Origin of the sequence: Chloracidobacterium sp. D, from assembly GCF_018304685.1 — a bacterium.
GTDB classification, from domain to species: Bacteria; Acidobacteriota; Blastocatellia; order Chloracidobacteriales; family Chloracidobacteriaceae; genus Chloracidobacterium; species Chloracidobacterium thermophilum.
Map to the genome: position 1 here is coordinate 1,251,166 of NZ_CP072634.1, position 22,391 is coordinate 1,273,556.

16 protein-coding genes are annotated in these 22,391 nt (G+C 60.9%); 7 read left to right on the plus strand and 9 right to left on the minus strand.

The window, feature by feature from the left end:
- Positions 1-3: 3 nt before the first annotated feature.
- Positions 4-2,415, minus strand: coding sequence for a penicillin acylase family protein (locus J8C01_RS05230; RefSeq protein WP_211432622.1), 2,412 nt, complete (start codon positions 2,413-2,415; stop codon positions 4-6).
- A gap of 239 nt (positions 2,416-2,654) precedes the next feature.
- Between J8C01_RS05230 and J8C01_RS05235 the strand changes: the two genes are divergently transcribed.
- Positions 2,655-4,130, plus strand: a complete 1,476-nt coding sequence (locus tag J8C01_RS05235; protein ID WP_211432623.1) for a DUF4912 domain-containing protein — start codon at positions 2,655-2,657, stop codon at positions 4,128-4,130.
- A gap of 940 nt (positions 4,131-5,070) precedes the next feature.
- On the opposite strand, the gene J8C01_RS05240 is transcribed toward J8C01_RS05235, so the two are convergent.
- The 3 genes from J8C01_RS05240 to J8C01_RS05250 form a co-directional block, all read right to left on the minus strand.
- The gene (locus J8C01_RS05240; RefSeq protein ID WP_041569099.1) at positions 5,071-5,481 is read right to left on the minus strand and encodes a HEPN domain-containing protein; all 411 of its coding nucleotides are present in this window, start codon (positions 5,479-5,481) and stop codon (positions 5,071-5,073) included.
- Positions 5,426-5,794 (minus strand): nucleotidyltransferase domain-containing protein, encoded by a 369-nt coding sequence (locus J8C01_RS05245; protein WP_014099570.1) that lies wholly within the window; start codon positions 5,792-5,794, stop codon positions 5,426-5,428. The genes J8C01_RS05240 and J8C01_RS05245 overlap by 56 nt, the downstream gene beginning before the upstream one ends.
- 702 nt (positions 5,795-6,496) lie before the next feature.
- Complete coding sequence (locus tag J8C01_RS05250) at positions 6,497-7,612, minus strand: cytochrome D1 domain-containing protein (RefSeq protein ID WP_211432624.1); 1,116 nt, start codon at positions 7,610-7,612, stop codon at positions 6,497-6,499.
- Between the two features lie 196 nt (positions 7,613-7,808).
- Here J8C01_RS05250 and rlmB point away from each other — a divergent pair, with 196 nt between their 5' ends.
- A complete protein-coding gene (rlmB, locus tag J8C01_RS05255) occupies positions 7,809-8,558 on the plus strand; it encodes a 23S rRNA (guanosine(2251)-2'-O)-methyltransferase RlmB (RefSeq protein WP_211432625.1) in 750 nt (249 codons plus the stop codon).
- 9 nt (positions 8,559-8,567) lie between these two features.
- Here the strand turns inward: rlmB and J8C01_RS05260 are convergent, their stop codons facing one another.
- From J8C01_RS05260 to J8C01_RS05280, 5 genes are all read right to left on the minus strand, one after another.
- Positions 8,568-9,947: a hypothetical protein gene (locus tag J8C01_RS05260; RefSeq protein ID WP_211432626.1), complete on the minus strand. Its 1,380-nt coding sequence runs from the start codon at positions 9,945-9,947 to the stop codon at positions 8,568-8,570.
- 26 nt (positions 9,948-9,973) lie between these two features.
- Positions 9,974-10,552 carry a peptidylprolyl isomerase gene (locus J8C01_RS05265; RefSeq protein WP_228374079.1) on the minus strand — a complete coding sequence of 193 codons (579 nt, stop codon included), beginning with the start codon at positions 10,550-10,552 and terminating at the stop codon, positions 9,974-9,976.
- Positions 10,553-10,604: 52 nt separating this feature from the next.
- Positions 10,605-10,907, minus strand: a complete 303-nt coding sequence (locus J8C01_RS05270; RefSeq protein ID WP_014099575.1) for an FmdB family zinc ribbon protein — start codon at positions 10,905-10,907, stop codon at positions 10,605-10,607.
- A 102-nt stretch (positions 10,908-11,009) separates the two neighbouring features.
- Complete coding sequence (locus tag J8C01_RS05275; protein ID WP_014099576.1) at positions 11,010-11,795, minus strand: hypothetical protein; 786 nt, start codon at positions 11,793-11,795, stop codon at positions 11,010-11,012.
- Between the two features lie 83 nt (positions 11,796-11,878).
- Complete coding sequence (locus J8C01_RS05280; protein WP_211432627.1) at positions 11,879-12,865, minus strand: VWA domain-containing protein; 987 nt, start codon at positions 12,863-12,865, stop codon at positions 11,879-11,881.
- A gap of 472 nt (positions 12,866-13,337) precedes the next feature.
- Between J8C01_RS05280 and J8C01_RS05285 the strand changes: the two genes are divergently transcribed.
- From J8C01_RS05285 to J8C01_RS05305, 5 genes are all read left to right on the plus strand, one after another.
- Positions 13,338-15,233: a DUF4388 domain-containing protein gene (locus J8C01_RS05285; RefSeq protein ID WP_211432628.1), complete on the plus strand. Its 1,896-nt coding sequence runs from the start codon at positions 13,338-13,340 to the stop codon at positions 15,231-15,233.
- Between the two features lie 12 nt (positions 15,234-15,245).
- Positions 15,246-16,232, plus strand: a complete 987-nt coding sequence (locus tag J8C01_RS05290; RefSeq protein WP_211432629.1) for a sugar phosphate nucleotidyltransferase — start codon at positions 15,246-15,248, stop codon at positions 16,230-16,232.
- Positions 16,233-16,333: 101 nt separating this feature from the next.
- Positions 16,334-17,887: a glycoside hydrolase family 10 protein gene (locus J8C01_RS05295; protein WP_211432630.1), complete on the plus strand. Its 1,554-nt coding sequence runs from the start codon at positions 16,334-16,336 to the stop codon at positions 17,885-17,887.
- Positions 17,888-18,149: 262 nt separating this feature from the next.
- Positions 18,150-21,488, plus strand: a complete 3,339-nt coding sequence (locus tag J8C01_RS05300) for a TonB-dependent receptor (RefSeq protein ID WP_211432631.1) — start codon at positions 18,150-18,152, stop codon at positions 21,486-21,488.
- Positions 21,489-21,582: 94 nt separating this feature from the next.
- The gene (locus J8C01_RS05305; protein ID WP_148263955.1) at positions 21,583-22,146 is read left to right on the plus strand and encodes a hypothetical protein; all 564 of its coding nucleotides are present in this window, start codon (positions 21,583-21,585) and stop codon (positions 22,144-22,146) included.
- Positions 22,147-22,391 lie beyond the last annotated feature (245 nt).

Consider the following 22,391-nt stretch of genomic DNA (forward strand, 5'->3'; position numbering starts at 1 on the left):
AAACTAAGGGCGGTGCACTGCACTTGCCGGCGGCTGCAGGGTGAACTTTTGCCGGGCGGCTTTCCCGATGGCCGTTGGGCTGAAGGGAAACACGGCAGGGGTGCAACTCTTCCAGCTTTCAAGCTGATCAGCCCAGTGCGGACTGCCCGGATCGCCGGACTGGCCGAGTGGCAGCCCCATCCGGGAGGCATCCCACTGGCTCACATCGGCGACAAACCGCATGGAAACGGCTTCGCCGACGTTGGGAGTCGCCACGATGAAATACCCACCGCCGCGCTGCGGCAAAGGTGGAAGCTGAAACGGGCGTCCAATGAGCGGCGCAGCGGCCAGAGGGTGCGGAAAGGTCATCGGTTTCCACCGTCCCCAGGTCCAGTTTGCCGGGTCAGCGCCGAGTTCGGTTGCCAGTTGTTGCCGCGCCATCTGGTGGCTGCGGCGCAGCAGTTGGCCGTAGGTGGCGGTTTCTTTGGGCAGCCAGTCAGCCGGTTGCGTTGCCAGGATGTGGGTCAGTTCCGGCCCGCCGAAGATGGCACGCCGCCAGTCCGCACGTGTGGCCTGTCGAGAGCGGAGCGTCAGATTGGTCGGCGGCGTACCAAATTGGGCTGTCAGCAGTTGCCGGCGGAGGGCGTTGGCCAGCTCTATCGCCAGTGCGGCTGCCCGTGATTCCGGGGTCATGGCTCCGTCCCACTCCCGAAAGAGCCGGAGTGTGGTCTGCCATTCGGCATCCTGTTCTGCTTCCGGGTCCTTGGCGGCAATCTCCAGAACGAGTTTGACGAAATCAAGTGCGCCCAAGGCAACGATGTCGTCCTGAATGCGCAGGCAGTCGGCGACCGAAACTTTGGGCTGTGCAGTCAGAAGGTCATAAATCCGCCGCGCGCGGTACGGCGGAGACCAGTGTGTGGTCAGAAAGTAGGGGTAGCTGTGGCCGACCACCCGGTTGTTGGCCGTGACGATGAGACCTGCCGGGGGATTGAACACGTGGGGCAGTTCATCAAACGGGATGAGTCCCGTCCACTCGTGTGCGTCCGTATGGCCCGGAACGGGAAAGCGTCCGGTGCCGCTTTTGCGGCGTGGAATGCGACCGGTGCCATAGTAGCCAATGTTGCCTTCCACATCGGCATAGATGAAGTTCTGCGTGGCGCCGCCGTAATCGGCAATCGCCCGGCAAAACTCCGTCCAGTTTCTGGCGCGTACCAGCCGCCGGTAGCAGCGGGTTTCATTGGGCGTGACATCGAGCGCCGTCCAGCGCAGCGCCAACCGTTGGCCCTTGTCTTCGAGCAGAACCGGGCCGTGGCGGGTCACCAGCACTTCGTGGGAGACCGTCTCCACATCGGGCGCACCCGGCAGGCGCCGCACCGGGATGGTTTCCACCCGGACTTCGGCTTCCCGCCAGCCCTGTGGTGTCTGGTAGAGGCGCGGACGGGTCTGGTGAAAGGTCTCACGGAAAAGGTCCTGCACATCGGGGTCGAGATTGGTACAACCCCAGGCAATGTGCTCATTGTGTCCGATCAGGACGCCCGGAATGCCTGGCGCTGTCACACCGGCCACACGATATTCCGGCACGGCCAGGTTGATCATGTACCAGATGCCGGGCGCGGACGGTTCAAGGTGCGGGTCATTCGCCAGAATGGGTTTGCCGGTGGTGGTCCGTCTGCCGGAGACCACCCAGTTGTTGCTGGCAGCCAGCTCCTCAGCATACAGTCCGACGCGCGCCAGCGCCCGGTACTGCGCCCTCAACCAGCGGTCGGCCCCGGCCAGCAAATCCGGTGACAGGGGAACAGATGACACTTTGCCGGCAGGTTTTTTTGAAGGATTTCCCGAGGGTGATGCCGGTGACGGCTGATCGCTCCCGACGACGATAACCTCCGGGATGCGTGACGATACCTGCATCAGTTGCGCGTACGCTTTGGGATTGGACTGCGCCATGGCCGCCGCGGCCAGATCGACGGGCCACGTCGTCGAGAGTGACTCGGCAAACACCTTGCCAATCAGAAGTGTATCGGTCGGTTGCCATGGACGCGGGCGGTAGCGCAGCAGCCGGCATTCGCGGGGGAGCCGTTGTTCGTCGCACTGCGCCAGGTAGGCGTTGACGCCGGCCGCGTAGGCTTCGAGGTATTGCCGTTCTGTGGCGTCCATCTGGGCGAGGGTGGCTTCGCATACCTGCCGAAAACTGTAGGTGCGGTGCAGCCGGTCTTCATCGAGGGCTTGCGCTCCGAAGATTTCTGCCAGTTCACCGGCCCCGGTGCGCCGGAGCAGGTCCATCTGCCACAGCCGGTCGCTGGCGGTAATGAAGCCTTGGGCAAAAACGAGGTCGAGTTCGTTGGACGCCGTGATGTAGGGGATGCCGCGCGCATCCCGTACCACCGTCACCGGTGCCGTCAGACCGGGCAGGGTGGTGGTATCCGCTGAGTCCGGCATCCGCTGGAGATGGGCCGATGTGTGAACGTCCAAACCAGCCATCAGGTGTAGCAGCAGCACCAGGCACAAACCGGCCCGGCCTGGCAGGGTGAAGGCAAAAGGGAACATTTGAGGTGACAACGTGCCTTGGGATTGGATGGGGATAAGGCAGAACAGGGAAATGATGCATGTTTTCAGAAATCGCGCTAGAGTTGGCGGCTTTTGAAAGCTGTTGTCGTCAATACCCAAGGAGTCATCCTATGGCTACGGTAAACGAACCCGATGAACCCACCCCATCACAACCCTCCAGTGTGTCTGACCCAACTCCGGCTGCGGCCGATGCGCCGCCGGCTGCCGGAGACTTGCCGGTAGCCGAAGCCGCCCCGTCTGAGTTGGTCATCGGTGAGGCCGATATTGAAGCCACCGCTGAAGTGCCCGTTAGTGATGTGCCGACGGCGGCGCCAGTCGCCAGCTCTGCAGTGAGTCCTGAAGACCTGCTGCTGGCCGGGCAGGGTGGGGCCTCCGAACAGTTTTTGACCGCCACGGCAACGGTTGCCGACGTTCTGGCTGCCGCGCCGGAAATTCGGGAAACGCCGACCTTTCTTTCCGCCCTGCCCGAAGTGCCGGACGTGGATGCACCGCCCCAGCTCGCCCCGCTTCCCGACGAGTACGAAACCGATGCCATTGCGGCACTGATACAGGACCCTTTCCGTATGTTCGTCTATTGGGAAGCCCGGCCGGAGACGGTGCTTGCCGTTGAGCAGTTGTTTTCACCGGAAGAAGCGGCGACCTTCCGCCCCGTGTTACGGGTTACAGAACGCGAGACGGAGAAAGAAACCTACTACCCGGTGCTGTACCGGGGGAGCGAGTGGTTCAGCGTGTTTCCCGACCGGACCTATCTGGTGGAATTCGGCGTCCATTCGCCGCAGTTTGGTTTTATTCGGCTGATGGCCGCGCCGGAGAAAAAGACCCCACGGGGCACGGTTGCGCCGGAGTTGCCGCCCCAGCCGGAGTACCGGATGTCGGAGACCCGTTTTCGGCGTACGCTGGAGGTGTCGGGTTTCCAGACCAACGGTGCCGCGCTGCCACGGGAGGCGTTGGAGGCGTGGTTTGCGCCGGCTGTGTCTGACGCTGTGTTTACTGCTGGCGATGGTCTGCCACTCAAACCGGAGCAGATTCGGCAGCTTCCCGATTCGGTGCGGGATGTGGTGTCCGAACTGTTCGAGCGGGACGGCGGAGACCTGGCGGCGCTGGCGCTGCTGCACTATCTGCCTGCCCTGCTGCGGGACACCTACCTGGCGCGACTGGCGGCACGGGGCATTCCGGTTGCCTTTGCCAATGTGGAGCAGCTTTTGGCAGCCGGATACATTGCCGAAGCCCTCCCGGCAGAGGAAGAAATCATCGAGGAGCTGGAGTGGAGTGACTGGATTGAGGATGAGGAAACCTTTGACGTGCCGGGTCTCCAGCGGTTTGGCGTAGGAAGTTCGGCGGGCAGCGAGTTGGGGAGTCTGCGGCAGCGGCGCCGGCGGCGTCTGCCACGGCGGCGGGTGCGCCGGCCGGAGGTGGTACAGCCGGTGCCACAGCCGGTGACGCAGCCGCTCTGGTTGCCGAGCATGGAGCGTCCGGGGAGTCTGCGCCTGTCGGGTGGCGGGCAGGGGTGGCTTTATTTTGACCTGGATGCCATTGCCCGTGAACTGGCGGCGGAGCTGGGGCTGCCGCCCTCGGTGTGGGGCTAAGCTGCTGGGAGCGCGGGCGTCCAGCCCGCATTGACCCACATGGGAATGGGGGCATCACCACGGTCCGTGGGTTGAAACCCCCTCAACTCAACCGTCGCTGACGCGACGGGGGTGTGGGGGGGCCGCGATCCGTGGGTTGAAACCCACGGCTAAATTCAGCCGTCGCTACGCGACGATGGGGATTCCAATCCGGCGGGTGTGGCGGTTGCCCGTACGTGACGCGGCCGATACGGGGATGCCCGGGATTCGTGGGTTGAAACCCCCTCAACTCAACCGTCGCTGACGCGACGGGGGTGTGGGGGGGCCGCGATCCGTGGGTTGAAACCCACGGCTAAATTCAGCCGTCGCTACGCGACGATGGGGATTCCAATCCGGCGGGTGTGGCGGTTGCCCGTACGTGACGCGGCCGATACGGGGATGCCCGGGATTCGTGGGTTGAAACCCCCTCAACTCAACCGTCGCTAACGCGACGGGGGTGTGGGGGGGCCGCGATCCGTGGGTTGAAACCCACGGCTAAATTCAGCCGTCGCTACGCGACGATGGGGATTCCAATCCGGCGGGTGTGGCGGTTGCCCGTACGTGACGCGGCCGATACGGGGATGCCCGGGATTCGTGGGTTGAAACCCACGCCTCAATTCAACCGTCGCTACGCGACGGGGGACGATTGCGGGGATGCCGCGATCCGTGGATTGAAACCCACGCTAAATTCAACCGTCGCTACGCGACAGGTTTGAGGCGCGGGCATCCCACATCGTCCTACGTCGCGTAGCGACGCCTGAATTTAGCCCGGCATTTCAATGCCGGGTAAGGTGTCACCAAGTCGTTCCGTCGCGTCAGCGACGGTTGAATAACATCCGGCGGACATGCGGGCGGGATGCCCAGTTCTCCAGCAAAGATGCGGGCGGGACGCTCACGCTCCCAGCGGCAATGAACAGCGCTGTCATTCAGTCCCTATTTCTGGTGGCAACAAGGAAACCACAAACCTGTACAATCCTTCTGCCGCAGACAGCGCCCATGCGACTTGCTCGCTGTCTGGTTCTCCCGCATATCCGGGGTAACGGTAGATGCGGGCGTAGGGCGTCAACTTTATTCCGACGTCAATCCAATTCAAAAAGCCCTGCGCATACCGTGCAGCCGTTTGCACCAGCAACTCGATGTCGTGAGTACGCTCAAATTCCTGATCGCAGAAAACCAGATAGCCTTTGACGGCTTTCTCCGCTGCTTGCTGACAGTGATAAATCGCTGTGTCGAGCAATGGCGGTTCACTTGCTGCCAGGACACGTGCTGAAGCCAGGTCATGTTGTGCTTTGATGAGCCAACTCCGCACGAGTTGCGCTTTGGCGTTGGTCATACAGCACCCTTCCTTGACGAGCGATTTTGTATTCGAGCGAGGCCCGAACTTCCCGCAGGGCATCGAACTCAGCCCGGGTCCTCACGATAACGTCTTTGGGAATGCCAAGCCCGCTCAGGGAGCGGTGTCCCAGCACGGCGCGTTGGTAGTCGGACAAGTCACTCTCCGGGACAATCACCATCACATCCACGTCACTGTCTGCCGTTGGCGTCCCCCAGGCATACGACCCAAAGAGAATGACCTGCTCCGGGTGAAACACTTCAACCAGTCGGTGGGTTATTTCCTGAAGGGAGTCTTCGTTCACTGTTTTCATAGAGTCACACGATCCTGGAGAAAATTATCCTGCCGTGGTCACGCCGGCGATCCTCTTCTTCCGTGGGATGAAACCCATTGTAGGCTGAAACCCACATCTCTCAATTCAACCGTCGCTGATGCGACGGGGGACGATTGTGGGATGCCTGCGGGCCGTGGGTTGAAACCCACGGCTAAATTCAGCCGTCGCTACGCGACGATGGGGATTCCAATCCGGCGGGTGTGGCGGTTGCCCGTACGTGACGCGGCCGATACGGGGATGCCCGGGATTCGTGGGTTGAAACCCACGGCTAAATTCAACCGTCGCTACGCGACGATGGGGATTCCAATCCGGCGGGTGTGGCGGTTGCCCGTACGTGACGCGGCCGATACGGGGATGCCCGGGATTCGTGGGTTGAAACCCACGCCTCAATTCAACCGTCGCTACGCGACGGGGGACGATTGCGGGGATGCCGCGATCCGTGGATTGAAACCCACGCTAAATTCAACCGTCGCTACGCGACAGGTTCGAGGCGCGGGCATCCCACATCGTCCTACGTCGCGTAGCGACGCCTGAATTTAGCCCGGCATTTCAATGCCGGGTAAGGTGTCACCAAGTCGTTCCGTCGCGTCAGCGACGGTTGAATAACATCCGGCGGACATGCGGGCGGATGCCCGGTTCTCCAGCAAAAGATGCGGGCGGGACGCCCGCGCTCCCAGGAATTTATCCGGGCGGGACACCTGCGCTCCCAAGGGCAGCGTACTCAATCTCAAAAACATAGACCGTGCTGGGGCGATAATTCGACACCCACACATATTTGCCATCGGGCATGGTCGTCACGCCAATCGGGTGCACGTCGGTTTTGACCGTAAAGAGCTGTTTCATCTGTTCGAGATCAACGACGCCGAGGTTGTTGTCTTCGTAGTTGCACACAAAGGCATAGCGATCATCAATGGAAAGTGAGGTCGAACGTGCCTGCGTTCCGGTTTTGGCACGCCCGATAATGGTTTCCGTCGCACGGTCAATTTTGATGAGTGTCCCGGAAGCGTTGAGGGCGACATAGAGCAGCCTGCCATCGCGTGAAACGCAGACGTGGCGCGGGTTGTAACCGGTTTCAATGTCACGGACCTTCTGATGGCCCTGTTCGACATCAATGACCGCCAGGCTGTGCCCACCCATGATGCAGACGTAAGCCAGCTTGCCGTCGGGTGCAAAGCAGATGCCACGCGGAACCCTTCCAACGGGAACATCCTTGACCTTGGTCAATTTTTCGGCGTCCATGACCGTAATGGACTCGGAGAGCCAGTTGGCGGCATAAACCCACTTGCCATCGGGGCTTTCGGCAACAACCTTCGGTACGCGCCCGGCAGGAATCCGGGCGACAATCTGGTAGGTTTCGGTATCAATAACCACCACGACGCTCGTGGCCCCAACCCGCTCGCTGCCGTAAAGTGACACCCAGGCATATTTGCCGCCCTTGGTGAAGGTGCATTCGACCGGCTCACCACCGACGGGGACTTTGCGCAGAATTTCATAGGTTTGGGCGTCAATAAACGCCACCTGATGGCCGTAGAGGTTGCACGTCATGACCCGTTTGCCGTCCGGGAGGACGCGCAGCGACTTGGGCCCGGCCGGGACGTTCAGCTTTTTGACCAGCTTGAGTCCGGTAATGGTTCCACCAGTCGGTCGGATGTCCGCCCAGGGATCAGGTGTGGAAGTCGGGTTGGAGGCTGATGGCGAAGGTGTGGGAGCCGCCAGTGAGGTGGATTTGGGCGTGGAGCAGGCCGCCAGGATGATGAGCAGGACAGCCAGGGACAGTGGGCTGAAACCGGGGCGCATGGAGATGATTCCTTCAGGGGCAGTTGAATATCTGTCTTGGAATGTCTATTTCTGTGTTGACCGTGACAGGTTGGATGGGCGCTTCTGCGAGAGCCTAACGCAAAGCTGGCCGCGAGGCGAAGGTAATTGAAGAAGCTCTGATGGAACAATCATCTGGTAACGTAAAGCGGGGCGCGGAACTGCCGAGAAAGACAATATGGCTGTGATTTACGGTATCGCACCGGTTCTGGAAGCCCTGCGCAGCGGCAAGCGGCGGGTGAAGGAAGTGTGGCTGGCGCACGGCACAAAGCCACACCGGTGGCAGGAACTGCGCGCGCTGGCCGGGCAGGCGCGTATCCCCTTGTCCGAAGTCGAACGCAGCCGGCTCGATGCCATCACCCGCCGGGCCAATCATCAGGGCGTTGTGGCGTTGGTGTCGGCGGTCGGCTATGCCGATCTGGAAGAAGTGCTGTCCGGCATCACAGGCAGTCCCCTGCTGGTGGTGCTCGATCAGGTCGAAGACCCGCACAACCTGGGGGCTGTCATCCGTACGGCGGAGTGTGCCGGCGCGCACGCCGTCATCATCCCGGAACACCATGCCGTCGGGTTGACTGAGGCGGCTGTCAAAGCCTCCGCTGGCGCGACGGAATACCTGCCGGTCGTGCGGGTCGTCAATCTGGCGACGACTCTCGACAGCCTGCGGCAACGGGACATCTGGATTGTCGGGGTCGAACGGGATGGGGAGCGTCCATATGTCGGCTGGGATTTTACTCTGCCAACGGCGGTGGTTCTGGGAAGCGAAGGAAAGGGTATCCGGCGGCTGGTGCGCGAGCGGTGTGACCTGGTGGTGTCGTTGCCGCTCTTGGGCAATATCACCTCGCTCAACGTATCAGTGGCCGCTGGCGTTGTACTGTATGAAGCCGTCCGGCAGCGCCATCTCCTTTCACTGGCTGGCGGCCAGGCCTGACCGGCGCGATTACGGCTCCCGTGAGTCGCCACGTCGCAGCCGCCGCCTGCGGCGCAGTTCGTTGACTTCGCCGATGAGTTCACGGGCTTCCGTCAGGGCTTCGTTCAGTTGTTGGGTGAAAAGCGATGCCTTTTTGGCTGCTGCCGTGAGCGCATCAAGGGTTTGCTGGGTGGCAGCCAGAAGGTGTTTGTGGGTGTCTTCCGGCTCCGAGGTGGCCGCTGGCCCGTCAAACAGGGACCGGAGTTCTTCGCGGTGAAACTCCAGTTCACCCCGGAGGCGATTGTGTTCGGCGCGCAACTGCAACAGGGCGCGGTGGGCGCGGTGCAGTTCGATACTCAGCCGGGCCCCGGCCTGACTGTACCGGTTGCCTTCCTGTTGGATGAGTTCCCGCAGGTGCGCCAGACGGCGCAGTTCCGTGATGGGTTGATCGCCGGCGAAAGCCGCAAACTCGCCGCTGATGTCGAGCGGTGGCGGCGCGGTGTCAAGGGTTCTGGCCTCTGCCGTTTCGGAAACCGGTGGGGGAAGCGTCGCTGGGGTTGAAGGACTGCCTGGTGGTGGGTTCGGAGGACTGGTTGGAGGTGCGCTGCCACCCGCCCCCCTGCCGGCTTCGAGAATCGCCCGAAAGGCACAAGCTTTGACCTGCTCGGCCACGGGAACAGGGATGCCGGCAGCCGTGGCGAGTTCGTAGGCCGAAGCCGTGCCAATGTCCCCCAGGCGGGTAATTCCTGCCGCGTGCAGCCGCTGAAGATTGACCGGATCAATGGTTTTGAAGTACGCCGCAACATCCGAAATGTGAGGTGTGGCGGCTATGGGGTCTGTCGTGCCTTGGCTTGGTGGTGCTGGTTCATCCGCCAGACTCTGCCGGATGAGACGGCGGAGTTCATTGAAATCACGGGTGAGGTTTTTGGTGTCGCGCTCGGTGAGGGTCCGTTTGCCCATCCGCACATCGAGCAGGGGGCGCTCAATGCCCTTCAGCACATCGAGAATGTCGTGGTACTGAATTGTCTCCGAAGCCTTGATGAGCGGGCGCAGCGCTCCAATACAGGCATCTACCGTCCCCTTGACGACCCGGCTCTGGTCCGAGCCATTGCCGGCGCGGGCGACATAGTCCGCCAAGGTGTAGAGCGACAGTCCGACGGGTTCCAGGAATTCCCACACGATGGAGCCGAACATGCCCTTGAGTTCGGCTTCCGTCCGGCGTTCGGTAGCAAGCTGGTCTTCGATGGAGGGCGGCGCAAAGGCGCCGGTCGGGTGGATGAGTTCGTCAATGGCCGCCGCAATGTCGTCGTCACTTTCTTCGGGCCGGTGGGGCTTTTCCCCGACAGGGCTGCCCAAGCTGGGGGTGCGTGTCGTATCCGTGTCAGGTGGGTTGGCATCGCGGTTGGGCATAGACGGTGACGGTACTCAGACAGTACTCAAAACTGAGGGGGCGTTGGTGGGTAGTTGCTCCGTGGTTCAAGCGTCACCGAAAGCATCGTGATCTTCTGCTTCGGGCGAGACGTTCCTTCGACCGTGGGTGCATTGGAAATAATATCCACGACGTTCATTCCCGCAATCACCCGGCCAAAGATACTGTACTGGTTATCCCATTCAGGATGTGCCCGGCAGCAGATAAAGAACTGGGTCGTCGCGCTGTTTTTGTCATTGGCGACACGTGCGGCCGACACTGTACCCCGCACGTGCTTGAGCGCGCTGAATTCCGCCGGAATCTTGGGCAGGTCGGGGCGGCCCATACCCCACGTCTCTTCGCTCCCGGTTTTGGAGTTGGGATCACCACCCTGAATCAGGCTGCCCGGCTCGACCCGGTGGAAGGCCGTCCCATCGTAAAAACCACTGCGGATGAGGCCCTGAATCTGGGCTGTATGCTTCGGGGCAATATCGGGAAAGAACTCAAAGACGATATTGCCAAACTCAGTTTTGATGACCGCCACCGACTGAGCTGCCGATGACCGACAAGCCGTGAGGGGAAAGCTGCCAACCAGCAGCATTCCCATCACCGGGAGGAAAAAGGTTATGGATCGGGTTACGGAGACAGGAAGGAAAAATTTACGCGGCTTGAGCTGACGATTTCTCATCGGAGGCTGAGGCTGCCGTCCCGGTGTCTGAAGCGGCTTCTGCCTGGCTTCCTTCGCGCCGGGAGGACGTGGAGGTGTTTTCCTGGCGACCCTTGGCGCTGTAGTCCGTAATGTACCAGCCGGAACCTTTGAACGTAATGGCCGGTGCTGACACGACACGGCTCAGAGCGTCAGCGCCGCAGGTGGAACAGGTAACGAGTGGCGCATCCGAGAACTTCTGGATGACTTCCACCCGTGCGCCACAGCTTTCACACGCATATTCATACAGAGGCATGGCTTGAACGCTTCCTTGACTTGGAATCTAAAGCTTTTGCCTTCAAAGGTTACGGAGCCATCCCCAGAGCAGAAAGTATGTTTGGAAACATTTGGGCCAGCGTCAGGGTGTTCTTTGAATTTCAACCTGCGCCTCATAGCTCCCACTGTTGTCCGACAGGTCGCCTTCATTGACGCCCAAGTACAGCTTGCCGCTGCGTTGCGCCACAAATTCCCGGGCACTGCCGATAAAAATGTAGTCGTCATTGTCATCGCCGATGACGGCAATGAGTGCCCCAGTGGGGCGTCCCGGCATCAGTTTCTCCGGGTCATCCTCGGCGATGCCAGCCGGAGTGGACTGGCGGCGGTTATCAAGCCGGATCGAGCCACGGGCTGAGATGCGCACCCGGTCGCCACGGCGCACGTCGAGCTGGGTATAGGTCCAGTCATCGCGGGCGATGACCTGAACTGTCCGGGTCAGTGTTGGGCTGCCAGTTCCGCTGCCGGTGCTGCCGCCCGTTGCTGGGGGACGGGTTGCCGGGGGGGTTGTCGGGCTGGAAGGTCCCGAAGCCGAGCCGGATGAGGGGGGCGTCGTGCGAGGTGGGGGCGTACTGCTGGCGGGTGGGCGCGTGTCTGGTGGGTTTGTGCTACCGGTGCTGCCGCCGTAGCCGGGGGGCAGCGGGCGTCCGTCAAACTCGACGCTTTCAATATCCTCAAGGGCAATGGTGGCCTGGGTTTCGGGCGAAGACCGTTCGTACACGATGATGAACCGCCGGTTTTCATAGCGGACGATCTTGCCGACAACCGTCTGTCCGTTTTTGAGGCGGATGGTGTCGGCCTGTGCCGAAGCTACCGGCCAGATGACAAGGCCGCCCAGGAGCGCAAGTGCAAGCAGAGGTTGGTGGTTCATGAGGGTTCACCCAACTGGCATGGAGTCGCGCCCTTGATGCACCAGACAGATGCCATCAGGCGGTTCTGGTGCTGTCCCGGCGGTTATTTCACTTCCGTTGCCAGAGCGCCCGGAAAATAGCCCCGCCGGGTGAGAACGCGCGCATCCCGGTGCTTGGGAATGCGCACTTCAATTTCCCGGAAGTGTTTGGTGTTTCTGTTTTCGTTTGGTTCATAGACGAGGAAATACTGGTTGCGCAAGTAATCTTTGGCCAGGTCAAAAGCCCGTTTGGTCTGTTTGGTATCGCTGGGGAAAAAGACATCCCCTCCGGTTTCCTTGCACAGTCGCTTGAGGTTGCGGTCGTCCATGTTGAAGTAGGGATTGCCTTCGATGCGAAACACGCCGCCGCCCTTGGTGCTGATGGCATAAATGGTGACTTCCGCCCGTTGGGCAATGGCAATGGCTTCGTCCAGGGTTGTGCTGCTGGCCGTATCGCCGCCATCGGTGACGAGCAGGATGGCGCGCCGCCGTGTGCTGGCCAAAGGCATGTGCTCCAGGCAAACCTTTTTGATGGTGTCGTAAAGTGCTGTCCGACCGTTGGCGGTCGTAACGCTGTTGACGACCCGGGCCAGTTGCTGGAAGTCGTTGGTAAAGCCGGACCGAATCCGTGGCTCATCATCAAAGGTGACAAACGAAGCCTGGTCGCGGCGGTTGTCCAGCAGCTTGCTCAGGAATTCCGTGATGGCTTCGCGCTCAAAGGCCAGGCGGTAACGCACGCTTGTGCTGGTGTCCATGAGAATGGCCACGTTGAGTGGGAGTCCGTCCCGGCGCTGGAAGGCAATAATGGGTTGCCGACGCTTGTTTTCAAACACTTCAAAGTCAGACTGCCCCAGGTTGGGAATGAAGCGCCCCTGCCGGTCAATGACCGTCACTGGCAGGGAGACGTTGACCACGTCGAGGGTAAACTCTTCCCCATCGGTGGCCGCCGTCGGCTGAGGAAGGCTCTGGGCCGTCACGCCAGCCTGGTGTGACGCGCAGAGCAGTCCGCCCAGAAAGCCAAAGCAGCAGAGTATGAACAAAAACTGGCGCATCAGTACCTCGTAACAGAACCGCTGCGATGGAGGGATGCAGCGGGGAGTTGCCCGGAGGGCCGGCGGGCTAACCATAACACGCGGCAAAGTCGTTCTGAGAAGCCTCGCACCCAGGAAATCCATCGGCGGACAGGCGAAACAGCCCGGACAGAAGCCGGAAACGGTGTGTCCTTGGTTGGCAAAACCAACTGGCAGGTTGCTTGCTGCGGGCGGCGTTCCTGAAGAACCGGGCCGTTGCCTCCGTCCGCCTTCCTGGACTGGCGCTCGCTGTTTCCCGGCTTGAGCCGGGATTTTCCAGGCGTGGAGAATTTTCGCCTTAACCGGCTTGTGCAGCGCTCAAAACCAAAGCACAATCACGACCGTCGAGTCACCAGTTTCCTCGATACACCTGGTCGTTTGACGGTCAATCCCGGCTCAAGTCACAGACATTCGACTTTGGTCTTGCGCCCTCGGCATTTTTCGTACGCTGCTTTTGGGTACTTCCATGAAGGGCACGCTTTCACTTATCAACTTCGCCGACATTATCCGTGACTTACATCTGACACGGCGGACGGGCCTGCTGCGCCTGACCCGCGACCGTGAGCTGCGCGCCGTCTTTGTGGAGCAGGGTGATCTGGTGTTTGCCCTCTCCAATCTGCCGCACGAACGGCTTGGCGACTTTCTGCTGGCGCGTGACCTCATCACCCGCGAGCAGTATGAAGCGGCCGTCCAGAAGCCCAATGCCAAACAGCGCTTTGGGCAGGTGCTGGTCGAAATGGGCGTCATGTCCCGTGAGGCCGTGGAGACCCATGCGCGCCAGCACCTCACCGAAATCATCCTGGCCGCCTTCGAGTGGGAGCGTGGCGAGTTTGTCTTCGAGGAGGGCACGCGCGCAGCCCACGATGTCAAGCTCAATTTGCTGACTCCCAATCTCATCCTGATGGGTGTCCGCCGTATGACCAATGACGAGGTCGTACGGCGCGCGCTCGGGCCGACCACGCAGTTCATCGAGTTGTCGCCCGATGCCATGACCCAACTTCAGCGCGCAACGCTCGATGGCACGGAAGGCTTTGTCCTGTCACGGATAACTGGACGGATGACAATTGACGAGCTGGTGCTGATCAGTGGCGTCCCGGAGGCAACCATCCTGCGGGTCGTGTATGGCCTGCTGTGTGCCGGTATTCTCGTGGGAAGTCATCCCCGCCCAACCATGGCCAATCCCCAACCGGCAGCTCCGGCTGCGCCGCCACCAGCAACACCCCAGCCCGTGGCGACACCACCCACCCCGCACAGCATCCCGGAGCCGGAAGCCGTCAAGCCTGATGAAGCCCGCTTCGAGCTTCAGATGCTTCGTGAGTTTCTGTCCCTCAAAACCACGACCTACTACGACATGCTCAACGTGGGGCCGACGGCGAGTGATTCCGAAATCAAGCGTTCGTACTACCAGATGGCGAAAAAGTACCATCCCGACCGCTACCGGCCGTTGGGGATGCCGGATGTCCTGGAAAGCGCCGAATGGATTTTTGCCCGCATCAGTGAAGCCTACGAAAAGCTGCGCGACCCGGATGTCCGGCGACGGTATGATGAGTTCATTGGGTTGATTCCAGAAAATACGGTGCAGACCGAAGCCAAAGTCGCTTCGGTCACAGCGCCCAGTCCGCCCTCCGCGCCACCGGTCAGTAAACCCGCGGTCGGCACCCAGACAGGGCAGATACCCACGCCGCCAATCCCACCGGTCGGCGCTGGCACAACTGGCTCACTCGCCTCTTCCACACAACCTGTTGGCAGCCGAACCGGGTCTTCCAGCCAGGGGTTGGGACGGCAGACCGGGGCGGCAACCACCGGCTCTGTGTCGGCGCCAGCCGAGACGGCGGCTGAAACGGCCGCGCGAAGCTATGAGATGGCCTGTGCCGCCATTGAGCGCAAGGATTTCATTACAGCCATAACCTACCTGCGCGAAGCCGTGCGCCTGGCACCGGAGGTCATCCGCTATCGCTCGCGCCTGGCTTCGTTGTGCATGCAGAACCCGAAGCTGCGCAAGGAAGCCGAAGATCAGCTTCTGGCCATCCTCAAAATTGATGGAACTTACGTGGACGCGCACCTGGCACTGGGGCACATGTACCATCAGGCCGGCATGGAAAAGTCGGCGCGCAAGCAGTTTGAGGCGGCGTTGGCCATCCAGCCGGACAATGCGGTGGCCAAACAGATGTTGTCTCTGCTGAAGTCAGAAACCGAAGCCAAAGCCGCGCCGGTGCCTCCCAAACTGCCCACCAAGCCGCAGACACCAGCGGCGAAGTCCCCGGCAAAGACGGAAAAACCCGAAGAACCCAAGAAAAGTCTGCTACAGCAGGATGTCGGTGAGCTGTTTGGCAAGCTCTTCAAGCGTTGAGCAGGTGGTGCCATGAAAGCCATGCTCCTGGCCGCCGGGTTCGGGACACGGCTTTTCCCACTCACGCTGGACCGTCCCAAACCGGCCCTCCCCGTACTGGGCCGCCCGCTCATTGCCTATGGCGTGGACTACCTCACCCGCTTTGGCTGCCGTGACCTCGTGGTAAATCTGCACTACCGGGGGGAAGCCATTGTGGCCGTCCTGGGGGATGGTGCGTCCTTTGGATGCCGCATTGCCTACAGCCACGAGTCGGATGAGATTCTGGGGACGGGCGGTGCGCTCGACCACGCCAGGCCGCTCCTCAATCCAACGGAAACCTTTGTGGTCATGAACGGCAAGCTCATCACCACGATTGATCTTCAGGCGGCGCTGGCGACGCACCGCCGCCAGCAGGCACTGGCAACATTGATTCTCAAGCCAAACCGGCGGCGGGAGCGGTTCAGTGTGGTCGAAGTGGATAACACAGGAGCCATCCGGGGCTTTGCGCCGCCGCCAGATGCCGCTGTGCCTGATCCGCCGCCGTTGTTTTTCACGGGCATTCAGATTCTGGAACCGGAGATTTTTGACTACATCCCACGCGCCCGGTTCTCACACACAACAACCGACGTTTATCCCCGCGCCATTGCTGATGGGCAGCGCGTTGTTGCCCACGTGGCAGGGCCGGATGAAGACTGGTACGAGTTCAGCACTCTGGAGCGATACCTTGACCTGTCCTGTCAACTGGCAGGCCATCCGCAGGCGGTCATTCGCGGACAGGACTGCCAGGTGGCGGCTGATGCCCGTCTGGTGCGCACAATTCTCTGGAACCACGTCACCATCGGCGCTAAGGTGGAGTTGCACGAAGTCATCGTCGGAGACGGTGTGACCATCCCGGAAGCAACGACACTGTCGCGGGCCGCTGTCGTGCGGGCCGATCGGCTGGAGGTGTCGGAACGGGCGCGCGCCATTGCCGAGGGCAGGGGAAGGCAGGTTGGGGAAAACTTCATTGTCCATTTTTGATGTTCGTCCAGGTTCTGAGGTATTCCAGATTCTGATGGTCAACGTGAGCCGGGTTTTCACCGGCGTCTGTGGCCAGGTTCGATGTGTGCGGTGAATGCGTCATGAGACGCCGTGAGTTTCTCCAGCATCTTGCGCTCAGTTGTGGTGGGGTCTTGTGTCCGGCGGGAACTGGCGTAGGGGAACCTGTACTGCGCTGTTTGGATGGGTGGGCTGACGCGCCGGAAACACTGGACCGGGACATTCCGCGCGTTCCCCGTGAGTTCCGGGGCGTCTGGGTGGCCACGGTCGAAAACATAGACTTTCCTTCGTCGCGCCGCCTCACCTCGGAAGAGCAGCAGGCCGAACTGCGCGCCATATTCGACCTGGCTCAGGCGCTTGGCTTCAATGCCGTGATTTTTCAGGTGCGGCCCATGTGCGATGCGCTCTATGCGAGTCCCTATGAGCCGTGGTCGGAATATCTCTGCGGGGTGATGGGGCGACCGCCAGTGCCGTTTTACGATCCGCTGGCCTACGCCATCGAGATGGCTCACGCGCACGGAATGGAACTGCATGCCTGGTTCAATCCGTTTCGGGCGCTGCACCGGGCGCGACAGGGGGGCGTGGACCCGCAGCACATTGCCCGGCGGCGTCCCGACCTGGCCAAGCCCTACGGGCGCTATCACTGGCTTGATCCCGGCGAGCCGGAAGCCCGCGCCCATTCCTGCCGGGTGATTCTGGATGTCGTTGAACGTTACGACATTGATGCCGTTCACTTCGACGACTACTTCTACCCGTACAAGGAACGGCTGGTATCCGGCTACCTCATTCCTTTTCCCGATGATGACAGTTGGGCGCGCTATGGTCAGGGCAAGACCTGGCGCGCACGGGACGACTGGCGGCGGCATAACATCAACCAATTCCTCGGCGAGGTTGCGGCCGGGATTCGTCGCCTCAAGCCCCACGTCAAGTTTGGCATCAGTCCCTTTGGCATCTGGCAGCCTGATCATCCGCCCGGCATTCAGGGACTGAACTCCTACGTGGAGTTGTGTTCCGACTCCCGCCGGTGGTTGACCGAGGGACTGGTGGATTATCTCGCGCCCCAGCTTTACTGGCCCATTGAGCGTGAGCGGCAGAGTTATCTCCGGTTGCTTGAATGGTGGCTGGCGCAAAATCGCCAGCGCCGGCACGTGTGGCCTGGCAGCGCCGCGTTCAAGGTGGCTGATGGCACGCCGCGCGCTGTTCCGGCGCAGGAAATTACGGCCCAAGTCCGGCTTTCCCGGCGGCTCAATCGGCAGGGCGGCAACATTCACTTCAGCTTTCGGGTGTTCCGGCACAATCGCGGCGGACTGTCAGATTTGCTCCAGCAGGAAGTGTATTCCGTCCCGGCGCTCGTTCCGGCTTCGCCGTGGCTCGATGCGACCGTTCTCCCGGCGCCGCATCTGGAAGTCGGAACAACAGCAACACTCCGTCGTCTGGTGGCGGTGTGGCAGACCGACGACAGCCGGCCGGTGGCCCGCTGGTGTATTGCCATCCAGACCGGTGAAACCTGGGAGTTGCAGATTCAACCCGCCGCACAGCGCCAGGTGGCCTTGCCGGAGTCTGCGCGCGCCGTTGCCGTCTGGCCGGTGAGCCGCAGTGGAGTCGAAGGTCGCCGGGCAATTCTGTGGCGCGCATAGCCGGGTGGTGGATTGCTACACTGAATTTTTGAAATCCCTGCCCGGAATCATCCAAAAAAATGAAGGTGTCTGGAACCTGTGCGGCTGATGTGTTGCATTCCTGCACGGGGTTCTGGTTCTTTGTCGGTTTTCTGCCCGGTCAGGTGGGAATCTGACCTGACAGACCGGCGCTGTAAACAATCTGTAAATTCCGGTACGTTATTTGCCTTACTATGGCAGTGCCCTTCTGGGCAACCTTGCAAGTGAGGAGTCAACGAAGTCTATGGATAGGCCTCGTTACATGAAGAACATCCGGCAACTTCTGGTTGCCGCGCTTTTCGTCCTGACCGGCTGGCTGGCAACACCCAGCCTGGGGCAGGTGACGAATGGGAACATCCGTGGGATTGTCCAGGATGCAACCGGCGCGGTGGTCGCTGGTGCCAAAGTCACCCTGACGGACAAACAAACCAACAAGGTGACCACGGGACAATCAAATGACAGCGGCGAGTTTTTGTTCGTCAACCTGCCGCCCGGACTCTACGAAGTTAAAATCGAAGCGACAAACTTCACAACTTTGCTCCTGACAGGCGTGCGCGTTGAACTCAACCGTACGACTGACGTGCTCGCCAAGCTGGAAGCTGGCGGCACCACGGATGTCGTTGAAATCACCGCGACGAGCGTGGGGCTGGTGCAGACGAGTTCCAACGATCTGGCACGTTCCTATGAATCCCGCCAGGTTGTCGAGCTTGGCCAAACCACTGTCCCCGGGGGCATCTATAACCTGGCGCTGACCTCGGCCGGGGTATCCAGCAGCGGCGGTTTGGGGGTTGGCACGGGCGGTTCCGTCGGCGGGCAGCGCCCCCGGAACAACAACTTCACGGTGGACGGCATTGACAACAACGACAAGTCGGTGACGGGTCCGCAGATTTACATTTCCCCCGAAGCCGTTGCCGAATTCACGCTGCTGACCAATCAGTTTGGCGCTGAGTTTGGCCGGTCGAACGGCGGGCAGTTCATCACCGTCACGAAATCCGGCACGAATGCCTTTCACGGGACGGCCTATTTCTTCCTCCAGAACCGCAACCTCAATGCGCTGGGCGTCCGGGAGAAGGAACAGGGCATCACCCGTGACACCCAGCCGCGCTTTGACTACTCCCGCTATGGCGGGAATGTCGGCGGCCCGATTGTCAAGGACCGGCTGTTTTTCTTCACCCAGTATGAAGGCCAGCAAACGGGTTCATCGGCGACGGCCGGTGGCATCATTGCACCGACCCAGGCCGGCTACGCCCTGCTTGGCAGCATTCCCGGTCTCTCGGCGACCAATCTCAACATCCTGCGCACCTATCTGCCCCCCGCACCCACAGCCGATCCCAGCCTCATCGGGACGCTGGTTGTGGACGAGCAGAACATTCCCGTTGGATTTGTGGCCATTGAGCGTCCGGCCTTCAGCAACCAGCGCAACTTCGTGTTCAATCTGGATTTTGTTCAGAGCGAGCGGATGACGCACCGGACGCGCTTCATCTTTGACCGCATCCGCAGCATTGACACCGGAGCGGGCCTGCCGGCCTTTTTCACGTCCATTCCGGTAGATGGGCGGTTGTTTTCGTACACCAACGTCTTTGCCATCCAGCCCAACCTGACCAACGAGTTTCGTTTCTCGTTCCGGCGGTCACGGAATGATATTCCCGTGCCGGATATTCCTTATCCGGGGTTGGATAGTTTTCCCAACATCGAACTCAACGATCTGGGGGTCAACATCGGCCCCAACGGCGTTGCTCCGCAGTTCGGGATTGAAAACAACTACCAGCTTATCGAGAACCTGACCTGGACGGTGGGCAACCACACGCTCAAGTTTGGCATTGACACCCGGCGGCTGATTGCGCCGCAGTCGTTTGTCCAGCGGCAGCGTGGTGACTACTTCTATTTGAGGACTGAGTCGTTTTTACGTGACCTAAGCCCTGAGTTTGGGGAACGTACGGTTGGGGTTTCGCCCTACTACGGCAACCAGTGGCTGTTTTTCGGATTTGCGCAGGACAGTTGGCGGATTCGGCCGGAGCTGACCTTCAACTACGGCTTCCGGTATTCCTACCAGCAGGTGCCGTTTACGGCCCGTTTGCAGCGGCTCAACAGCGCCGCTTCCGTGCCGGGCCTGATTTCGTTCAACTCGCCCGCCGAGCAGACGACCAACTTTGCGCCGGTCATCGGACTGGCTTACGCGCCTAACTTTTCGTCGGGACTGATGAACCGCATCTTCGGGAATCCCGGAGCCAGCTCCATCCGCGCCGGATTTTCGATGGGCTACGACATCATCTTCGACAACCTCTACATCTTGTCGCTGCCGCCCCAGTTCAACCAGACCCGTAACGTGGAAGACCCCGGTGTGCCTGGCTTTCTGGCCGGTGGTGGCCTGCCGCCGACACCGGCGCCCGTCACAGGAACTCCGGAGGAGTTGCGCGCCATTACCTCGTCGTGGATTCCCGACCAGAAAGTGCCCTACTCCATTACCTGGACGCTGGGCATTCAGCGCCAGTTCCTCAAGGACTGGGCGGCCGAAGTTCGCTATGTCGGAACCCGTGGCGTCCACCTGCTGACGCAGAACCGCATCAACCGGCAGCCGCGGGTGACACCGCAGAACTCGCTGCCGACGTTCCTGAGCAACCCGACGCCAGCGCAGTTGGCCGGATTGCCGACATTATCCCAAGTGATTGCGGCTCGGTCGAACTTCGTCCCGGCGTTTGCCGCGGCCGGTTTCAATGCTGGCAACCTGGTGGCGTTTCTCTCCAACGGCAACTCGACCTACCATGGCTTGCAGTTGCAGGTGCAGAAGCGGCTGACGCAAAACTACAGCGTGAACCTGGCCTACACCTTCAGCAAGCTCATTGACGACACGACGGCGGAACTGTTCAGCACCGTGTTGTCCTCGCGCCGGGTGCAGGACTTCCAGAACCTGCGGGCGGAGCGGTCGCTGTCCCTGCTCGACAGCACACATCGGTTGGCGATTACGGCTAACTACGATCTGCCGTTTTTCCTCAACAGCCCGAACCCGTGGCTGCGGTCGCTGCTGGGCGGCTTCAGCATCTCCGGCACGTACAGCTATGAGACCGGCAAGCCCTTCACGGCCCGCAGCGGTGTGGATTCCAACCTCAATGGCGACAACGCCGGCGACCGCACCGTGCTCAACCCGAACGGGCAACGGGGCACTGGAAGCGGTGTGCGCGCTGTCGATGCGGATGGAAACACCGTGCCAGTGGGCAGTGCGACGGCGGTGGCTTACGTGGCGCTCAATCCCAACGCCCAGTACATCGTCGCTGGACCCGGTGCTCTGGCCACAGCCGGACGCAATACCCTGCGCGTGCCAGCCATCAACAACTTTGACATCTTCGTGCGCAAGAACTTTCGGATTACTGAAGGCATCCGGGCGCAGTTCCGGGCCGATTTCTTCAATGCCTTCAACCATCCGCAATTCGTGCCGGGGTCAGTCAACGGCGTCAATCCGGTGAGCACGACGGGGACGGCCATCAATCGGTTCACGATTGCTTCGGACAGCTTCTTCAACCGTCCACGGGCGACGTTTGGAAGCAACCCGCGTTTCATCCAGCTTGCGGTGCGGATTGACTTCTGATCGGCGGCCAGCGTTTGGCGGTCAGACGGCGATGGTCGTTTGGCCGCCACAACGCTTGGTGCTGGTCTCCATTTTTCCTGAAGGAATGATGCGTATGAAAAAGCAACTGTGGTTTGTTCTGCTGTTTGGCCTGTTTGTATGTGGCCACACGGCCTTTGCCCAGGATGTTCCCCAGGGCGAATTTTTTGCCGGTTTTACCTACACGCGCCTCAATGACCTCACTCCCCGTGGCCCCAGCCAGGATGCCTTTGGCTTCAATCTGCAGGGGGTGTACAACGTCAATCGCGTGCTGGGCATTGTCGGGGACTTTGGAGCGCACTATGACAACGCGACCAACCTGTACACCTTCATGGCCGGCCCACGGGTGAGCCTGCGGGGCGAACGGGTGACGCCCTTTGCCCACGTGCTGCTGGGCGGCGCGCGGGCTAGCCGGGTGCCGGTGCCCAACACGGCTCCCCTGCGTTTTGATGGCGATGGCGGCTTTGCCATGGCGATGGGCGGGGGGCTGGACGTGAAGGTGTCGGACTTTGTTTCCCTGCGCGCCATTCAGGGGGAATACATGTTTACGAAAATCGGCGGCTCCGGCAGCGTTCTGCGCGACACCCAGAGTCACCTGCGCCTGAGCTTTGGCGTCAACTTCACGTTCGGCAAAAAGTAAGCTTTGGCAAAAGTAAGCTTCGGCAGAAAGTAAGCGCCATCGTCGGGTGACGCGCACTTTGTTACACCGGGAGCTTTCGGCTCCCGGTTTTTTGTTCCCGGAAAGAAGTCCAGTGGCCGTTTGAAGGCAGAGCGTGGATCACTAGGCAGCACTGGCCGGCCATGTCATGGTTTACACCATTGCCTGCGGCTTGCAGCCGGAAAGGCAGGATTCCCAATCTCACGAGGACAAGACACGATGTTCAA